The sequence below is a fragment of the Streptomyces sp. NPDC047974 genome (assembly GCF_040653375.1).
Lineage (GTDB): Bacteria > Actinomycetota > Actinomycetes > Streptomycetales > Streptomycetaceae > Streptomyces.
In genome coordinates, this window is record NZ_JBEZNU010000001.1 from 267,369 (window position 1) to 285,219 (window position 17,851).

Annotated in this window: 7 protein-coding genes and 1 pseudogene; 6 read left to right on the top strand and 2 right to left on the bottom strand. The window is 73.1% G+C overall.

Going from position 1 to position 17,851, the window contains the following annotated elements; genetic code table 11:
• Positions 1 to 241 precede the first annotated feature (241 nt).
• Both AB0E19_RS01225 and AB0E19_RS01230 read right to left on the bottom strand, forming a co-directional pair.
• On the bottom strand, positions 242 to 901 hold the full coding sequence (locus AB0E19_RS01225) for a transposase family protein (RefSeq protein ID WP_362171217.1): 660 nt from the start codon (positions 899 to 901) through the stop codon (positions 242 to 244).
• A gap of 43 nt (positions 902 to 944) precedes the next feature.
• A pseudogene (locus AB0E19_RS01230) lies at positions 945 to 1,103 on the bottom strand (pirin); the annotation flags it as partial.
• Positions 1,104 to 1,461: 358 nt separating this feature from the next.
• Here AB0E19_RS01230 and AB0E19_RS01235 point away from each other — a divergent pair.
• From AB0E19_RS01235 to AB0E19_RS01260, 6 genes are all read left to right on the top strand, one after another.
• Positions 1,462 to 2,367: a sterol desaturase family protein gene (locus tag AB0E19_RS01235; RefSeq protein ID WP_362171220.1), complete on the top strand. Its 906-nt coding sequence runs from the start codon at positions 1,462 to 1,464 to the stop codon at positions 2,365 to 2,367.
• Positions 2,368 to 2,489: 122 nt separating this feature from the next.
• On the top strand, positions 2,490 to 11,816 hold the full coding sequence (locus tag AB0E19_RS01240; protein WP_362171222.1) for an amino acid adenylation domain-containing protein: 9,327 nt from the start codon (positions 2,490 to 2,492) through the stop codon (positions 11,814 to 11,816).
• The gene (locus AB0E19_RS01245; RefSeq protein ID WP_362171224.1) at positions 11,803 to 13,488 is read left to right on the top strand and encodes an NAD(P)/FAD-dependent oxidoreductase; all 1,686 of its coding nucleotides are present in this window, start codon (positions 11,803 to 11,805) and stop codon (positions 13,486 to 13,488) included. The genes AB0E19_RS01240 and AB0E19_RS01245 overlap by 14 nt, the downstream gene beginning before the upstream one ends.
• A gap of 11 nt (positions 13,489 to 13,499) precedes the next feature.
• Positions 13,500 to 15,143, top strand: a complete 1,644-nt coding sequence (locus AB0E19_RS01250) for an NAD(P)/FAD-dependent oxidoreductase (RefSeq protein WP_362172289.1) — start codon at positions 13,500 to 13,502, stop codon at positions 15,141 to 15,143.
• Entirely contained in the window at positions 15,140 to 16,195 is a 1,056-nt protein-coding gene (locus tag AB0E19_RS01255; RefSeq protein WP_362171227.1) for an NADP-dependent oxidoreductase, read from the top strand. Before AB0E19_RS01250 ends, AB0E19_RS01255 begins: the two co-directional genes overlap by 4 nt.
• Entirely contained in the window at positions 16,192 to 17,286 is a 1,095-nt protein-coding gene (locus tag AB0E19_RS01260) for a Rieske 2Fe-2S domain-containing protein (protein WP_362171229.1), read from the top strand. The genes AB0E19_RS01255 and AB0E19_RS01260 overlap by 4 nt, the downstream gene beginning before the upstream one ends.
• Positions 17,287 to 17,851: the final 565 nt, after the last annotated feature.

Sequence of the window (17,851 nt, forward strand, 5' to 3'; positions counted from 1 at the left end):
AAGCGGAAGAGGACCTCGATGCTCTGACCGGCTCTGCGAGCACATTCGGCCGGGTCCACGCCGGAGTAGAGCCAGAAGGAGATGCCGGGATGCCGGAGGTCATACGGCCGCTTGACAAGCCCTGCCGCAAACCCCATTCGCGCCAAGGCATGCCTCCTGGCCGGCACCCACGTCAGGCCGTAGGCCGATGCCTCCACATAGTTCCCCTCCCGGTTCCGTTTCGCCTGGTCGTGGCGATTTCTCAGGTGTTGACGGTGCCGTCGGAGACGAGGCCGGCGATGGCCCGGCAGGTGGCGGGCGGAGTCTCGCGCCGGTGGGTCCAGCGAGCCAGCTGCTTCCAACGTTTGTGATCGGCGAGCGCGTGCTCGACAGTGATGCGCTTCGACGAGTGTGGGTGCCGGGCCTCTTCTCTGGCGGCGTGCACATGCGGCAGAGCGATCTTGTTCGGCTTTCTGGGCGGCGTGATCGCCTGGCCAGGGTGGTCGCGACGGAGCCCGAGGCAGCCGTCGTCCACAAGCACCTCCACCTCCGGGAAGTGCTGGAAGCAGACGGCGATGCCCTCATTGCGCGCGGCCGTCGCATCGTGCATCCGCCCTGGTCGCAGGGCGTCGGTCCACAATGTGCGGCCCTGGTGGTCGGCGCTCACGGTGGCCTTCATCGTGTTCTGCTTCATCTTGCCCGAGACGAATGCCCGGCGTCCGCCGCGACCGGCTGCGGGACGTCTGACCTGGACCTCGGTGGCATCCAGCCTCAGCTCGTTTCCTGGCCCGCCGCGTGTCTGGTGACGTCGTCCCTCGACAGCGGCCTGCCATGGGCCGGCCAACTCCTCGATCAGGCGGGCGAGATGGAGCCGGGAGATGCCGGTGCACACCTGATCCGCGAGAACCGTCCGGTTGACCATGATCGGATCATGCCATCCACCAGCGCGGATGCCTCACCCGCCATCACGCGCCAGCTCGCAAGTGGGCCGCCAGCACCTCCGGCGCGTCCAGCCGGGCGCCGCCGTAGCCCTTCACCTCGCCGAAGCGGGCGCTCTTCGTCCAGTCCTCACGAGCCTTGCGGATCTCGTCGTCGGTGCGGCCCACGGAGTTCCACCGAACGATTTGCAGTCCCCGGCGCGGGAGGATGAGCGGATCAGCGGATCGCGTGGCGGCGCGGGGCGAAGGTTTCGGGCATATCCGCCGGGCCCGGGACCCGCGGCAACCGCTCTCCGGGCGGGTGGCGACCGACATGGCCGGCGCCGCCCGCACGAGTGCGGAATCGTTGCTTCCGAGCACCGGTGCCCCGCGCCCCCCAGCCCGCCCCGCGGACACCGGAGAACGAAAAGAACTTCTTCTTATGAATACCCCTCGCGCGCCCCCTTTCCGCGCTGTCCAAAAAACGCCGTCCACTCATTCACGGCCCCTCACATCCGCTGCTACTCTGCGAACTCCCCATTCGGATGTGATGGAGATTCTCCGCATGGAAGATCGACCCGGTAAGGGGTCGCTGCCGGCGAATTCGTGGACCATCGGCGCGTCCGCCCGCGAGTGCCTCCGCTATGCCGCGTACCCGATTCTGCTCCTGTCCGCAGTCTGGCTCTTCACCTCGGTCCTGTACTTCGGCTGGGACCGCGGCCGGGCCGTCCAGTTCTTCCTGATCGGCACCATCGTCTATCTCGCGGCACTGGAGCGGCTGATCCCGCACCGGACCGACTGGCATCCGAGCGTCCCGGAACTGTGCTGGTACACAGCGTATTTCGGGTTCACCATGGCCGGCGCCGTGCTCGGCAAGTCGGTCGTCACGGCCGTTCAGGCCGCGACCCCCGTCACGGCGCCGGGGCTCACGCTCGGGGCCGAGGTGCCCCTCGCCCTGCTGGCCTCCTCACTGGCCGGCTACCTCGCCCACCGCTGGGCGCATTCCCATCGGTGGCTGTGGAAGGTACACGGAATCCATCACGTCCCGGGAAAAGTGAACGTCGCCAACAACGGCGTCAACCACCTACTGGATGTCGCCTTCAAGCAAGGCGCCGTCCAATTGACACTGGGATTTCTCGGATTCTCCACCGACTGCCTTTTCGCGGTGGCGCTCTTCACCCTTGTGCAGGGATATTTCGTGCACGCGAACGTGGACGTCCGGCTCGGTCCGCTCCACCACGTCCTGGCCACTCCCGAGCAACACCGGCTGCACCACAGCGCCGACCTGGCCGAGGCCGGTCACTTCGGCGTGGACCTCTCGGTCTGGGACCGTCTCTTCGGCAGCTTCACCTGGCGACCGGACCGCCGCCCGGCGACCGTCGGCGTCAAGGACCCCGCCACGTTCCCGGAGACCGGCTCGATCCTCGCCAGCCTGCTCCACCCCGTGCGCCGCCCGCCCCGCACCGCGTAGTCCCCCGTACCGCGCGCACCCGCTCGGTACCGCGCACCTCCCCGTACCGCGCCGTACCGGCGTCGTGCCCCCACACGCCCCGCCCGGCCCGTACCGAGGCGTCGTCCCTACCGGATTGGACCATGACGGACTCACCCAGCTCCGCCCACCACGACAAGGTCGCCATCATCGGCATCGGCTGCCGGCTCCCCGGACACGCGGGTGACCACCGGACCTTCTGGCGCAATCTGATCGAAGGCCGGGACTGTCTCGTCCCCACCCCGGCGGACCGGTACGACACCACGACCCTCGGCAGCCGCGACCGGGCCAAGCCGGGCCGGCTGACCGGCGGGCGGGGCGGCTACATCGACGGCTTCGACGAGTTCGACCCCCACTTCTTCGGGATCAGTCCGCGCGAGGCCGAGCACATGGACCCGCAGCAGCGCAAGCTCCTGGAGGTGTCCTGGGAGGCGCTGGAGGACGGCGGGCAGCGGCCCGCCGAACTGGCCGGGCGGGACGTCGGCGTCTTCATCGGCGCCTTCACCCTGGACTACAAGATCCTGCAGTTCGCCGACCTCGGCTTCGAGACGCTGGCCGCGCACACCGCGACCGGCACGATGATGACGATGGTCTCGAACCGCATCTCGCACTGCCTCGACCTCCGCGGCCCCAGCGTCTCGATCGACACGGCGTGCAGCTCCTCCCTGGTCGCGGTCCACCTGGCCTGCCAGAGCCTGCGGCGCGGCGAGAGCGAACTCGCCCTGGCCGGAGGCACCCTGCTGCACCTCGCGCCGCAATACACCATCGCCGAGACCAAGGGCGGCTTCCTCTCCCCGGACGGACGCTCCCGCGCCTTCGACGCCTCCGCCGACGGTTACGTACGCGCCGAGGGCGTCGGCGTCGTGGCGCTCAAGCGCCTCTCGGACGCGCTGCGCGACGGCGACCCGGTGCACGCCGTGGTGATCGGCAGCGGGGTGAACCAGGACGGACGGACCAACGGCATCACCGTGCCCAGCGCCGACGCCCAGGCCACGCTGATCGAGCGGGTCTGCGCCGAGGCCGGGGTGTCACCGGGCAGCCTCCAGTACGTCGAGGCGCACGGCACCTCCACCCCCGTCGGCGACCCGATCGAAGCGCGGGCGCTGGGCCGGGTGCTGGCGCAGGGCCGGGCGCCCGGCGCGCGGTGCTACGTCGGCTCGGTCAAGACCAACATCGGGCACACGGAGGCCGCCGCCGGCGTCGCGGGCCTGATCAAGACGGCGCTGGCCCTCCGGCACCGCCGCATCCCACCGCACCTGAACCTCGAAGAGCCCAACCCCGCCATCGACTTCGCCGCGCTGCCCTTCGAGATCCCGACCGCACCGGTCGACTGGCCGGAGCACGAGGGACCCGCGCGGGCGGGCGTCAACTCCTTCGGCTTCGGCGGCACCAACGCCCACGTCCTGCTGGAGGAGGCGCCGCCGCTCCCGCCGGAGGAGCCGCACGCGCCGGCCCGGACGCCCGCCCGCTCGGTCCTCCCGCTGAGCGCCCGGCACGCGTCGGGCCCGGCCGAACTGGCCGCGGGCGTCCGCCGCGAACTCGCCGCCGGAGTGTCCCTCGCGGACGTCGGGCACACCCTGGCCCACCGCCGCCAGCACTTCGAGGAGCGCCTCGCCGTCGTCCACTCCCCCCTCGACCCGCCCGGCTCCCTCGACGAGGTGCTGGCCGCCTGCGAGCGCGGGGAGCAGCACCCCCGGGCCGTGCGGAGCCGCCTCCGGGAGGCCGGGGCGCGGCGGCTGGTGTGGGTGTTCACCGGCATGGGGCCGCAGTGGTGGGGCATGGGGCGCGAGCTCCTCGACTCCGAGCCCGTGTTCCGGAAGGCGGTCGAGCGCTGCGACGGGGAGGTCCGGCGCCAGGCGGGCTGGTCGCTGCTCGACGAGCTGACCCGGCCCGAGGCGGAGTCCCGGATGGCCGAGACCTGGCTCGCCCAGCCCGCCAACTTCGCCGTCCAGGCGGGGCTCGCGGCGCTGTGGGAGCACTACGGGGTGCGGCCGGACGCCGTCGTCGGGCACAGCACCGGCGAGATCGCGGCCTTCCACCGGGCCGGGGTGTACGGCCTGGAGGACGCCGTCCGGATCGCGCTGGCGCGCAGCGCCCTCCAGCACCGGCTCGCGGGCACCGGCGCGATGCTGGCGGCGAACCTGTCCGAGGAGGAGGCCGAGCGGCTGGTCCGCCCGTACCGGGACCGGGTGTCGGTCGCCGCCGTGAACAGCCCGGCGTCGGTGACGCTGTCCGGGGACCGGGACACCCTCGGGGAGCTCGCCGGGCGGCTGGAGCGGGAGCAGGTCTTCGCCCGGTTCCTCGACGTCGAAGTGCCTTATCACAGCGTGCGGATGGACCCGATCGAGGCCGAGCTGCACGAGGCGCTGGCCGGGATCGCGCCGCGCGCCGCCGGTCTCCCGCTGTACCTCACCGCCCGCGAGGGGCGTGCGCGGGGGCCGGAGCTGGACGCCGCGTACTGGTGGGAGAACGTCCGGCGGCCCGTCCGGTTCCGTGCCGCGGTCGACCGGCTCGTCGACGACGGGTACACGCTGTTCCTGGAGATCGGTCCGCACCCGGTGCTCGGCCACTCGATCCGGGAGTGCCTGGAGGGCCGGGCCGTCGAGGGGGTGACGCTGCCCTCGATCCGGCGCCGTGAGGACGAGCCCGAGCGGTTCGCCCGTTCCCTCGCGGAGCTGTACACGCTGGGTGTCGACGTGGACTGGTCGGTGCTCCAGCCCGTGGGGCGGCCGGTGCCGCTGCCGGGCTATCCGTGGCAGCGGGAGCGGTACTGGGTGGAGCCCGCGCCGGTGGAGCAGATCCGGCTCGGCCGACTGGACCACCCGCTGCTCGGCCGGCGGACCTCCGCGCTGCAGCCGACCTGGGAGAGCCGCCTGGACACCGAGCGGCTGGCGTACCTGGCCGACCACCGGATCGAGGACAGCACGGTCTTCCCGGCCTCCGGGTACCTGGAGATGGCCGCGCAGGCGGTCCGGGCGCTGACCGGCGGCGACACGGCCACCCTGGCCGACGTCGAGTTCTCCCGGGCCCTGTTCCTGCCCGACGGCGAGGCGACGACCGTCCAGCTGGCCTTCGCGCCGGAGGAGTCCGGGTTCACCATCGCCTCCCTCGCCGGTTCCGGGACCGGCGCTCCGGACCGTACGGTCCACGCGAGCGGGGTCGTCCGCACCGGGCAGCCGTGCCGGCTCGCGGAACCGCTGGACACGGACGCGGTACGGGCGCGAGCGGAGCGCCGGCTCGACCGGGAGGCGTGCTACGGCGAGCTGGCGGCGCTCGGCTACCACTACGGCCCGGCGTTCCGGGCGATCGACGAGGTGTGGACGGCCCCTGGCGAGGCACTGTCGCTGATCCGGCCCACCCCGGGCATGGGCGACGGGGCCGCGGACAGCCACGTGCACCCCGTGCTCCTGGACGCCTGCTTCCAGACCGTGCTCACCGCGATGACGCCGGACGACGACCGGTCCGCCGGGATCCGGCTGCCCGTCGGCATCGCGGAGCTGCGGCTGGACGCGGTCGGCGACCGGGCCCTGTGGGCGCACGCGACGGTGACCGCGGAGAGCGCCGGGGAACTGGTCGGCGACCTCGCCCTGTACGCCGAGGACGGGACGGCGCTCGGCCGGATCAGCGGCTTTCGCGCGGCGGCGGTGGACCGGGGGGCCTCCTCGGTGAAGCTCGGCACCATCGACGGCTGGCTGGCCGAGGTGGTCTGGGAGGAGGCGCCCGTCGAGGCGCCGGAGGACCGCGGGAGTACCGAGGGCACCGGGGACGGTCCCGGCGGCTCCCCCGTGCCCGACCTCGTGGTCTTCGCCGACGAGGGCGGGCTCGGCGCGCGGCTGGCGGAGGCGGTCGTGGCGCGCGGCGGGCGGTGCCGACTGGTCCGCCCGGGGAACCGTTACCGGAGCGGGGCCCGGCACGTGACCGTACGGCCCGATTCGGCGGCCGATCTGCGCAGGCTGTTCGACGAACTCGGGCCGGGGTTCGGAGCCGTGGTGCATCTGTGGAACCTCGATCTGCCGCCGCTGGACACGGTCGGCGCGGCGGACCTCGACGGGATCGGCACGCTCGGCGGCTACTCGCTCGTCCCGCTCGCCCGGGTGCTGCCCGAGGCGTGCCCGGAGGGGCGCCTGCACATCGTCACCCGTGGCGCCCAGGCGGTGGTGCCGGGCGAGCCGGTGGAGCCGTTCGGCGCGCCCGCCTGGGGCATCGGCCGGGTGCTGTGGCAGCAGGAGCTCACCGGCCACAGCGGCAAGCTGATCGATCTCGACCCGGCCGGTGGCCCAGGCGAGGCCGAGGCACTGCTGCGCGCGCTCACCGCGGACGACGGCGAGGGCGAGATCGCGCTGCGGTCCGGGCGGCGGCACCTCAGCCGGCTGCGTCCGCCCGTGGGGCTGACCCGCCCCCTGCCGCTGCGACTGCGCGCGGACGGCGCCTATCTGGTCACGGGCGCGTTCGGGGCGCTGGGGCGGCTGCTCTGCCGCACCCTGGTACGGCGCGGGGCCCGGCGCCTGGTCCTGCTCGGCCGCACCGGCGTGCCGGAGCGCGGCGCGTGGCGGGGGCTCGATCCGGGCGGCCCCGAGGGGCGGCGGGTCGCGTTCCTGCGCGAGCTCGAAGCGCTCGGCGCGGAGGTGGTGGTCGCCGCGGTCGACGTGACCGACACGGCGGCCATGGAGGGCTGGCTGGCCGGGCGTCGGGCCGCCGGTCTGCCGCCGGTGCGGGGCGTGTTCCATCTCGCGGGGCAGGTGCGGGACGTCCTGCTGCCGTCGTTGGACCGTGAAGCCTTCGACGCGGGCTACGGGCCGAAGGTGCACGGCGGGTACCTGCTGCACCGGCTGCTGCGCGAGGAGCCGGTCGAGCACTTCGTGCTGTTCGCGTCGGTCGCCTCGCTGTTGACCACGGCCGGTCAGGTCAACTACGCGGCCGGGAACGCGTTCCTGGACGCGCTCGCCCATCACCGCCGGGCACTCGGTCTGCCGGCGCTCAGCCTGGACTGGGGGCCGTGGGCCACCGGCATGATCGAGGAGCTCGGGCTGGTCGCCCACTACCGGGACGCGCGCGGGATGAGCTCGCTGGCGCCGGAGGCGGGCATGGCGGTCCTGGAGCGGGTGATCGGGCAGGACCGGGCCCAGTTGCTGGTGGCCACGGTGGTGGACTGGCCGGTGTTCCTGTCCTGGTACCCCACCCCGCCGCCGCTGGTGTCGGCGCTCGCCGCCGCGGCGGCCCGGGAGGTCCCGGCGGGGCAGGGCGGCAGTCCGCTCGACGCGTTCCGCGCCGCCGACGAGCCGGCGCGTACGGCGCTGGTGACCGAGCGGTTCGCGGCCCTCGCGGCGGGTGTGCTGCGGGTGCGGCCGGAGCTGGTCGACGCGGACGCCCGGCTCGGCTCGCTCGGTCTGGACTCGCTGCTCGCGATGGAGCTGCGGGCCCGGGTCCACGCCGAGCTGGGCGTCTCGCTGCCGGTGGTGGCACTGCTCAGCAACGGGCCGGTGAGCGAGCTGACCGAGCGGCTGCACGCGGGGCTGACCGAGCTCGCGGCGGCCGGGGGTCCGGTGGCGGAGACGGCGGTGGAGCCGTTCACCGACGAGGCGTGCCACCCGCTCACCCACAATCAGCAGGCCCTGTGGTTCCTCCGGCAGCTCAACCCGGACGGCTTCGCGTACAACATCGGCGGCGCGGTGGAGGTGCGTGCGGAGCTCGACCCGGAGCTGCTGTTCGAGGCCTTCCGGACGCTGATCGCCCGGCATCCGAGCCTGCGCGTCACCATCACCGCCGAGGACGGGCGTCCGGTCCAGCGGGTGCGGCCCGAGGTCGTCGCCGACACCGGTCTTCTCGATGTGTCCGGGCTGCCCTGGGACGAGGTCCGCTCCCGGCTGGTGGCGGAGTACCGCAGGCCGTACGACCTGGAGCGGGACCCCCTGGTGCGGCTGCGGCTGTTCCGGCGGGCCCCGGACCGCTGGGTGCTGATGAAGGCCGTCCACCACATCGTCTCGGACGCGATCTCCACCTTCACCTTCATCGAGGAGCTGTTCGAGGTCTACCACGGGCTGCGCACCGGCCGGCCGGCGGAGCTGGCCCCGGTCCCGGCCCGCTACCTGGACTTCCTCAACCGGCAGAACCGCTTCCTGGCCGGGCCCGAGGCGCGGCGGATGCTGGAGTACTGGCGGGAGCACCTGCCGCGGGAGGTCCCGGCGCTCGAACTGCCCACCGACCGGCCGCGCCCACCGGTGCAGACCGACAACGGCGCCTCCGAGTTCTTCCAGCTCGACGACGAGCTCAGCGCCCGGGTGCACGCGCTGGCCCGGGAGCACAACGTCACCGTGTACACGGTGCTGCTCACCGCGTACTACCTGCTGCTGCACCGCTGGTCGGGGCAGGACGAGATCGTGGTCGGCAGCCCCGTCACCGGGCGCACCGAGGAGGAGTTCGCCTCCGTCTACGGCTACTTCGTCAATCCGCTGCCCCTGCACGTGAGCCTGGCCGGGGAGCCGTCGGTGGCCGAACTGCTGGGCCGGGTGCGGGACACGGTCCTCGGCGGCCTCGACAACCAGGAGTACCCGTTCGTGCTGCTCGTGGAGCAGTTGGGCCTCCAGCGCGACCCGAGCCGCTCGGCGGTCTTCCAGGCGATGTTCATCCTGCTCACCCACAAGGTGGCCGTGGAGCGATTCGGCTACGCGCTGGAGTACATCGAACTCCCTGAGGAAGAGGGGCAGTTCGACGTCACACTGTCCGCGTACGAGGACCGTTCCGACGGGCGCTTCCACTGCGTGCTGAAGTACAACACCGACCTGTTCGACGCGGCGACGGTGCGCCGGATGGCCGCGCACTACCGGACCCTCCTCGACGGCCTGACCCGCGCGGAGGGCGGGCGTCCGGCGGGACGGCTGCCGATGCTGGAGGCCGGCGAACGGGAGCGGATCGTCAACGGGTTCGGCGGCGTCGGCCGGCGGATCGACCACGACGTGCCGGTGCACGAGCTGATCGGGAAGATCGCCGCGCAGTTCCCCGAGGCGGTCGCGGTCTCCGTACCGGGCGGGCGGCGGCTCGGTTACCGGGAGCTGGACCAGCGCTCGCGGCGCGTGGCGGCCTCGCTGCGCGAACACGGCGTCGGCGTCGGGACGGTCGTGGCGGTGCGTCTCGCGAAGTCTCCGGAGCTGGTGATCGCGCTGCTCGCGGTGTTGCGGGCCGGGGGCGCGTACCTGCCGCTGGACCCGGACCACCCGGCGGAACGGCTGGCCGAGCTGATGGAGAACGCCGGGGCCACGCTGGTCCTGACCGACGGGCGGCCGGGCGGGGCGGCCCGGCTGCCGGGACGGCCGGTCACCCTCGACGAGCTGGACCGGCCGGGGGCCGAGGAGCGGCCGGAGCCGGCCGTGGGCCTCGACCGGACGGCCTACGTGATCCACACCTCGGGTTCCACCGGCCGCCCCAAGGCGGTGCGGGTCAGCCACCGCAACCTGGCCTCGGTGTTCGTCGCCTGGCAGCAGGAGTACCGACTGGACACCGACGTCCGGGTGCACCTGCAGATGGCGGGCGTCTCCTTCGACGTGTTCACCGGGGACCTGGTCCGGGCGCTGTGCTCGGGCGGGACGCTGGTCCTCGTCGACCGGGACCTCCTCTTCGACACCGCGCGGCTCTACCGGACCATGCGCGCGGAGGGCGTGGACTGCGGCGAGTTCGTGCCGTCGGTGGCGCGCGGGCTGCTGGCGCACTGCGAGCGGGAGGGGCTGGGCCTGGAGTTCATGCGCCTGGTGATCATCGGCTCGGACGCCTGGCGGGTGGGCGAGCACCGGAGGCTCGTCGCGCTGTGCGGGCCGGGCACCCGGGTGGTCAACTCGTACGGGCTCACCGAGGCCACCATCGACAGCGCCTACTACGAGGGGCAGGCCGAGGGGCTGGAGCCGGGCCGGATGGTGCCGATCGGCCGGCCGCTGCCCAACAGCGAGCTGTACGTCCTCGACCGGCACGGCGAACCGGTGCCGCCGGGGGTGGCCGGTGAACTGTGGATCGGCGGCGCCGGCGTCGCCGACCACCACCTGAACGATCCGGAGCGGACGGCCGAACGGTTCGTGGCCCTCGAACCGGGCGGCGAACCCGTACGGCTGTACCGGACGGGGGACCTCGGGCACTGGGACGCCGAGGGGGTGCTGCACCTCCTAGGGCGGGCCGACGGGCAGGTGAAGGTGCGCGGCCACCGGGTGGAGACCGGTGAGGTCGAGGCGCGGCTGGCCGCCCGGCCCGAGCTGGCGCAGGTGTGCGTGACGGTACGGCGGGACGAGTCGGGCGAGAACGTGCTGTGCGCCTACTGCGTGCCCGCGCCGGGTGCGGTGGCCGACGCCCGGGAGCTGCGCCGCCACCTCGCGGAGCAGTTGCCGACGTATCTGATCCCGGCGCACTTCACGGAGCTGTCCGCGCTGCCGCTGACCGCGAACGGCAAGGTCGATCCGGGCGCGCTGCCGGAGCCGCGCGCGGAGGCGGGACCGGAGCGGTACGAGCCGCCGGTGACGCTGTACGAGACGCGGATGGCGGCGCACTGGCGGTCGCTGCTCGGGCTGGAGCGGCCGGGGCTGCGGGACGACTTCTTCGAGGCGGGCGGCAGTTCGATCAAGCTGATCGAACTGATCCACCACCTGCGGACCGAGTTCAACGCGTCCGTGCCGGTCGGGCGGCTGTTCCAGACCAGCACCCTGCACGGCATGGCCCGCACCCTGGAGGACGTCGTCACCGGGCGGCTGCCCGGCGCCGAGCCGTACCTGTGGTTCAACCCGGGTGCGGACCCGGCGGCGACGGTGTTCTGCCTGCCGCCCGCGGGCGGGCACGGGCTGGTGTACCGGCAGCTCGCGGCGCGGCTGCCCGAGCACCGCTTCGCGGCGTTCAACTACCTGTCGGGTCCGGACAAGGCGGCCCGGTACGCGGATCTGGCCGAGGAGCTGCACCCGGGCGGGCCGTACACGCTGTTCGGCTACTCCCTCGGCGGCAACCTCGCGTTCGAGATCGCCGGGGAGCTGGAGCGGCGGGGCCGCGTGGTGGACCTCGTGCTGATCATGGACTCGTACCGGATCGCCGAGGCCGTCGCCCTCGGCGAGGAGCACCTGGCCGAGTTCGAGGCGGAGCTCGCGGAACACCTGCGGCGGCACACCGGTTCCGAGATCGTCGCCCGGGAGACCGTGGAGCAGGCCCGCGAGTACCTGGCGCACTGCGGTGCCCACCCGTCGCTCGGTGTGCTCGGCGCGCCGATCGCGGTGATCTCCGACCAGGACAAGCTGCTCCGCTTCGCGGCGGACGAGCCCGGCGGCTGGCACGGCGTCACCGCCGCCGGGTGCACCGTGCTCGAGGGGCACGGCCGGCACGCCGAGATGCTCGACGGCTCGTTCCTCGACGGGAACGTGGAGCTGGTCCGGACGCTGCTGGCGGGAGGTGCCGCGGATGGGCGTGCGTGACGGCGGGCCCCACTGGGAGGCCCGGCCTCCCGGCGGGCGGCCCCGGGTGATCATCATCGGCGCGGGCATGTCGGGTCTGGCCGCCGGCTGCTACGCGCAGATGAGCGGACTGGAGAGCCGGATCTTCGAGAAGCACGTGCTGCCGGGGGGCTGCTGCACCGCCTGGGCCCGGCAGGGCTACCTCTTCGACTACTGCATCGACTGGCTGATCGGCACGGCACCCGGGACCGGGGCGAACGAGGTGTGGCGCGAGCTCGGGGCGCTGGACGGGAAGCGGATCACCCTGTTCGACCAGTTCAACCGGGTGGTGGCCGAGGACGGCCGGTCCGTCACCTTCTACAACGACCCGGACCGGCTCCGGAAGCACCTGCTGGAACTCTCGCCCGGCGACGCGCGCCTGATCCGGGCGTTCTGCCGGGACCTCAGGCGCTTCGCGGAGCTCGACCCGCACTGGGAGCTGAAGCCGCCGCCGCTGAAGTCCCCGGCGGAGAAGGTGCGGACGCTGCTCGCGATCCTGCCGGCGTTCCGGCTGTACTGGCGCACCGCCGCCACGCCCATGCGCCGGTTCGCGGACCGCTTCGAGGACCCGCTGCTGCGCCGGGCGTTCCCGAACGTGTTCCTCCAGGAGCTGACCGGCTTCCCGCTGCTCCCCTTCCTCTTCACGATGTCCTGCGCCTCCAACGGCAACGCGGGCTTCCCGGAGGGCGGTTCGCTGGGTCTGGCCCGGTCGGTGGAGGAGCGGTACACGGGGCTCGGCGGGCACATCGGCTACCGCGCCCGGGTGGAGCGGATCCTCGTCGAGGACGGGCGGGCGGTCGGCGTACGCCTGCGGGACGGGCAGGAGCACTTCGCCGACCACGTGATCGCCGCCTGCGACGGGCCGACGGTGCTGGACCGGCTGCTGGAGGGGCGGTGGAGCAGCCCGCGCACCGAGCGGCTGTACAAGGAGCTGCTGGACCGGCCGGACAACCTGTACCCGGCGGTGGTCTCCGCGTTCGTCGGGATCGACGGCCCGCTGCCCGCCGGTGAGCCGCACAGCACCACGTACCTCCTCGGGCCGGAGCGGGGCGCGGCGCTGCCGGGGAGCCTCCAGCACAGTCTGGTGGTGCAGCGGCGGTCCGACTACGCCGACGGCTTCGCGCCGGCCGGGAAGTCGGTGCTGCACTGCACGTACTTCACCGACCACCGGTCCTGGCAGGAGCTGCGGAAGGCGGACCGGCGGGCGTACCGGGAGCGCAAGCAGGAGGTCGTCGACTTCCTGCGGGGCTTCCTGGCCGAGCGTCATCCGGGCATCGAGGAGCGGATCGAGCTGGTGGACGTGGCGACACCGGCGACGACGGAGCGGTACACCGGCAACACCTACGGCAGCATCCTGGCCTGGAAGGCGTTCTCCGAGGCCGACGACGTGTCGACCGCGCTGGTGGACCGGGACCGGATGCGGCTGCCGGGTCTGAGCGGCTTCTCGATGGCCGGTCAGTGGACCGGGATGGGCGGCCTGATCCGGGCCGCGACCAGCGGCCGGTACGCGATCCAGTTCCTGTGCGACGAGCTGGGCCGGGAGTTCCGGGCCTGGCCGAGCGAGGGTGCCGGGCCGTGGCATCCCGGGAAGCTGGGCCGGCTGCCACGACTCGAACAGCGGGGCGACACCCGGAAGGCGGCGGTGGCCGAATGACCAGAAGGACCATGCTGATCGTCGGCGGAGGGCTCGGCGGGCTCTCGACCGGCTGCTACGCCCAGATGAACGGCTACCGCAGCCGGGTGCTGGAGATGCACGAGATCCCGGGCGGCTCCTGCACGGCCTGGGACCGGGGCGACTTCACCCTCGACTGCTGCGTGAGCTGGCTGCTCGGCAGCGGGCCGGGCAACGAGATGCACCAGATCTGGCTGGAGCTCGGCGCGCTCCAGGGCAAGCGGATGCGCAACTTCGACGTGTTCAACACGGTGCGCGGCCGGGACGGGCGGGCGGTCCACTTCTACTCCGACCCGGACCGCCTCGAAGCGCACCTGCTCGCCCTCTCCCCCGGGGACGCCCGGGTGATCCGCGACTTCTGCGCCGGACTGCGGACCTTCCGCAAGGCGCTGGCCCGCTACCCCTTCCTCACCCCGGTCGGGCTCATGGGCCGCCTGGAGCGCTGGCGGATGCTGGCGTCCTTCGTCCCCTACTTCAACGTGATCCGGCGCTCCATCGGCACGCTGATGCGGGACTACTCGGAGCGCTTCCGGGACCCGCTGCTGCGCGAGGCGTTCAACTTCATCCTGTACGAGAAGCATCCCAACTTCCCCGTGCTGCCGTTCTACTTCCAGCTCGCGGCGCACGCCGACGCCTCGGCCGGTGTCCCCGAGGGCGGCTCGCTGGGCCTGGCCCGCTCGGTCGAGGAGCGCTACCGGGGGCTCGGCGGCGAGGTCACGTACAACGCCAGGGTCGTGGAGATCCTGGTGGAGAACGACCGGGCGGCCGGGGTCCGGCTGAGCGACGGCACGGAGCTGCGGGCGGACATCGTGGTCTCCGCCTGCGACGGGCGCACCACGCTCCTCGACCTGCTGAAGGGCCGCTACCTCACCGACACGTACCGGGAGTTGTACACCCGGACCATCACGGAACCCGGCATGGTCTTCCCCGGTTACCTGACGGTCTTCCTGGGGTTGCGCCGGCCCTTCCCGGACGGCGAGCCCTGCACCACGTACCTCCTGGAGGACGCGGTCGCGCAGCGGCTCACCGGCATCCGGCACCCCAGCGTCAACGTGCAGTTCCGCAGCCGCCACTACCCGGAGCTGTCGCCGCCGGGCACCTCCGTGGTGTACGCCACGTACTTCTGCGACATCGCGCCGTGGCGGGAGCTGAGCACCGGTCCGGAGCGGTCCACCCGGAACCGCCGGGGCGAGGAGCTGCACACGCTGCCGGTCGGGCGCGGACGCGAGTACCAGCGGGCCAAGCGGCAGGTGCGGGACACGATCGTGGACTTCCTCGACGAGCGGCACCCCGGGCTGCGGGACGCGATCGTGGTGCGGGACGTGTCCACCCCGCTCACCCAGGTCCGCTACACCGGCAACCACGACGGCACGGTGCTCGGCTGGCAGCCGTTCGTGGACAGCGGCGAGACCGTGGAGAAGGAGGTCAAGCGGCACGGCCCGGGGCTGCCGGGGCTCGCGGACTTCTATCTGTCCGGCGTCTGGGCCACCACCGGCGGCCTGATCCGGGCCGCGGCCTCGGGACGGCACGTCATGCACTTCGTCTGCCGCGACGACGGGCGGTCGTTCACCGCCTCCGTCGACGACAGCGCCCCTCTCCCCGTCCAACTCATCGAACCCGCAGGAGCGACCCCGTGAAGACCGAGAAGTGGATCGTCAGCGAGCACAACGACGGCGTGCCGGACGTGGACCGGATGTACGTGAAGGTGGTGGAGGAGCTCGACACCGACCTGGCCGAGGACGAGATGCTGCTGCGCACGCGGTACGTCTCCGTCGACCCGTACCTTCAGGGGATCGCCCTGGACACCCCGGTGGGCGACCACATGGGCGCCGACTCGATCATGGAGGTGCTGGCGGCCGGACCGCGGGCGATGTTCGGCGTCGGGGACCTCGTGCAGGGCTTCGGCGGCTGGCGCACCCACCTGGTCGGCAACGGCACCGAGGCGCTGTGGCAGACCGGCACGTTCCCGATGGTCTTCCCCGCGTACCGAAAGCTGGACCCGGCCCACTACGACGAGGCGCTGCCGCTGAGCACCGCGCTCGGCATCCTCGGGGGCGCCGGGATGACCGCGTGGGGCACCCTCACCACCTTCCTGGCCGTCCGGCCAGGCGACACGGTCCTGATCAGCGGCGCGTCCGGCGCGATCGGCACGCTGGTCGGGCAGCTGGCGAAGCGGGCGGGCGCGCGGGTCGTGGGCACGACCGGTTCGCCGGAGAAGGCGGCGCGGCTGACGGCGCTCGGCTTCGACGCCGTCGTCGTCTTCCGGCACGGCGGGGACCCGGCGCAGCTCCGCGAGGACCTGGCGAAGGCGGCTCCCGGCGGCGTGGACCGGTACTTCGACAACCTCGGCGGGGTCATGACCGACACCGTCTTCACGATGCTCACCGTGGACAGCCGGGTCGCGGTGTGCTGGCAGTGGTCGAGCCAGGTCGGCGGCGAGTGGAACGGGCCCCGGCTGCTGCCGTACATCATGTTCCCGCGCACGACGATCCGCGGGATCTTCGCGCTGGAGTGGTTCACCGAGGACAACTGGGCGGCGCTGCACGCCGAGCTGGGGCCGCTCGTGCGCGCCGGCGAGATCCGCTACCAGCAGACCGTGCACCGCGGCTTCGACTCCATCCCCGCCGCCTACCGCAGCCTGTACACCGACCGCGCGGCGTCCTTCGGCAAGGTGCTGGTCGAGCTGTGAGGCGCGGCCACACCCGGGCGCTCACGGAGGGCCCGAGCCCGGCCGACGCGCACGAGCCGGTCCTGCCGTACCCCGACGGCTGGTTCTCGGTGGCGTTCTCCACGGAGGTGGTGCGGGGGGCGCTGCTGACCCGGCCGCTCCAGGGCGAGGACGTGGTGCTCTACCGGCTCCGCGACGGCGAGGTGCGGGCGGTCCGCCCGTACTGCCCGCACCTGGGGGCACACCTCGGGCTCGGTGCGCTGGAGGGCGACGAGCTGCTGTGCCCCTTCCACCGCTTCGCCTTCGGCCCGGACGGCGCCTGCACGCGGACCGGGTACGGAACGCCCCCGCCGCCGTCCTCGGGCCTGAGCCTGCTGCCGGTGCGCGAGGTCGACGGCGCCGTCTTCGTGTGGCGGCACCACGACGGGCGGGCGCCGGACTGGGAGCTCACGCCCTGGCACACGCTCGGGACACGGGCGCCGCGGCTGGCGGCGTGGGAGATGGCGGGGCACAGCCAGGACGTGGTCGAGAACACGGTGGACATCGGGCACTTCACGCCGCTGCACGGTTGGGGCGCGTCGGAAGTGGCCGAACCGGCGGTCTTCGAGGGGCGGTCCTTCCGGATCTCGGTGCGCTCCGAGGAGCGGGTGCCGCTGCTGGGCGCGAGTCCGCTGGAGGTGACGCTGGAGGGCAACGGGATCAGCCGGGTGCACGTGTGCACGGCGCTCCCCCGGTTCGGGGTGCGCACCTGTGCCGTATACACGACCACGATGATCGCGCCCGCGGCTTTCCAGCTGCGCCAGACGAGCCGCTTCGAGGTGGCCGAGCCGGCCTCCCTCGCGGCCCCTCTGGCCCGCTGGGTGAGCGGCTCGGCACACCGGCTGCTGGCGGGTGTGATGTTCCGGGGCAACTGCGCTTTCGTGTCCCAGGACTTCCCGGTCTGGTCGACGAAGCGGTACGTGTCCCCGCCCCGGCTGGCCCGCGGCGACGGCCCGATCGGCCCGTTCCGCCACTGGGCCCGGCAGTTCTATCCGCCGGACCGGCTGCGGACACAGGTGCCGTCGTCTGTGGTGCGGAGAGCGGCGGGGGAAGCGGAGAGCAGGGTGACGTAGTCCGGCCACTCCGAGAAGCGGGTGCGGGGGCTTCGCCGGACGGGAGGACGGGGCGTTCGGGCGCGGCGGCGAGGTGCCGGGCGCTCCGCCGCGCCTGCTGCTCGGCGTGGAGCTCGCGCGCGTTGCCGAGGGTGCCGTCGTCCGTGTGGGCGCACAGGGTGGCGTCGGAGCGTGGACCACCGTGTGGGGCCCGTCCGTCGGCGACCCGCATACGGTGGTGCGCCGTGCGGTTCGTCGCGGGTGTCCGGCAGGCCCCGAGGTCCTGCCGGACGCCCCGGTCGCCCATGGCGCCCGGCTCCTCGCCGTTGTCCACCACCTGGCCTTTAAGATGTGGCCCTGTGCGAGACCTGACCGTGGCCGCGGTGGTGTCGGGAGTCAGGGCCGAGGGCCCTCCGGCCGTCACGGGGGCGAGCCTGAACGCGGCGGTGCCGCCGGCGGGCAGGCCGCCGGCCGTGGGGCTCACCGTCTGGCCGTACACGGCCGCCGTCAGCGTCACCGACAGGCCCCCGGCGTCCCGCTGCCCCCGCCCCTCCACGGGTGTCGCAAGCCCGAAGGGCAGATGACA

Excerpts from the sequence above, each read along its gene's own strand:
- AB0E19_RS01225 (WP_362171217.1), bottom strand. The coding sequence starts at position 901 with ATGGTCAACCGGACGGTTCTCGCGGATCAGGTGTGCACCGGCATCTCC.
- AB0E19_RS01235 (WP_362171220.1), top strand. The coding sequence starts at position 1,462 with ATGGAAGATCGACCCGGTAAGGGGTCGCTGCCGGCGAATTCGTGGACC.
- AB0E19_RS01240 (WP_362171222.1), top strand. The coding sequence starts at position 2,490 with ATGACGGACTCACCCAGCTCCGCCCACCACGACAAGGTCGCCATCATC.
- AB0E19_RS01245 (WP_362171224.1), top strand. The coding sequence starts at position 11,803 with ATGGGCGTGCGTGACGGCGGGCCCCACTGGGAGGCCCGGCCTCCCGGC.
- AB0E19_RS01250 (WP_362172289.1), top strand. The coding sequence starts at position 13,500 with ATGCTGATCGTCGGCGGAGGGCTCGGCGGGCTCTCGACCGGCTGCTAC.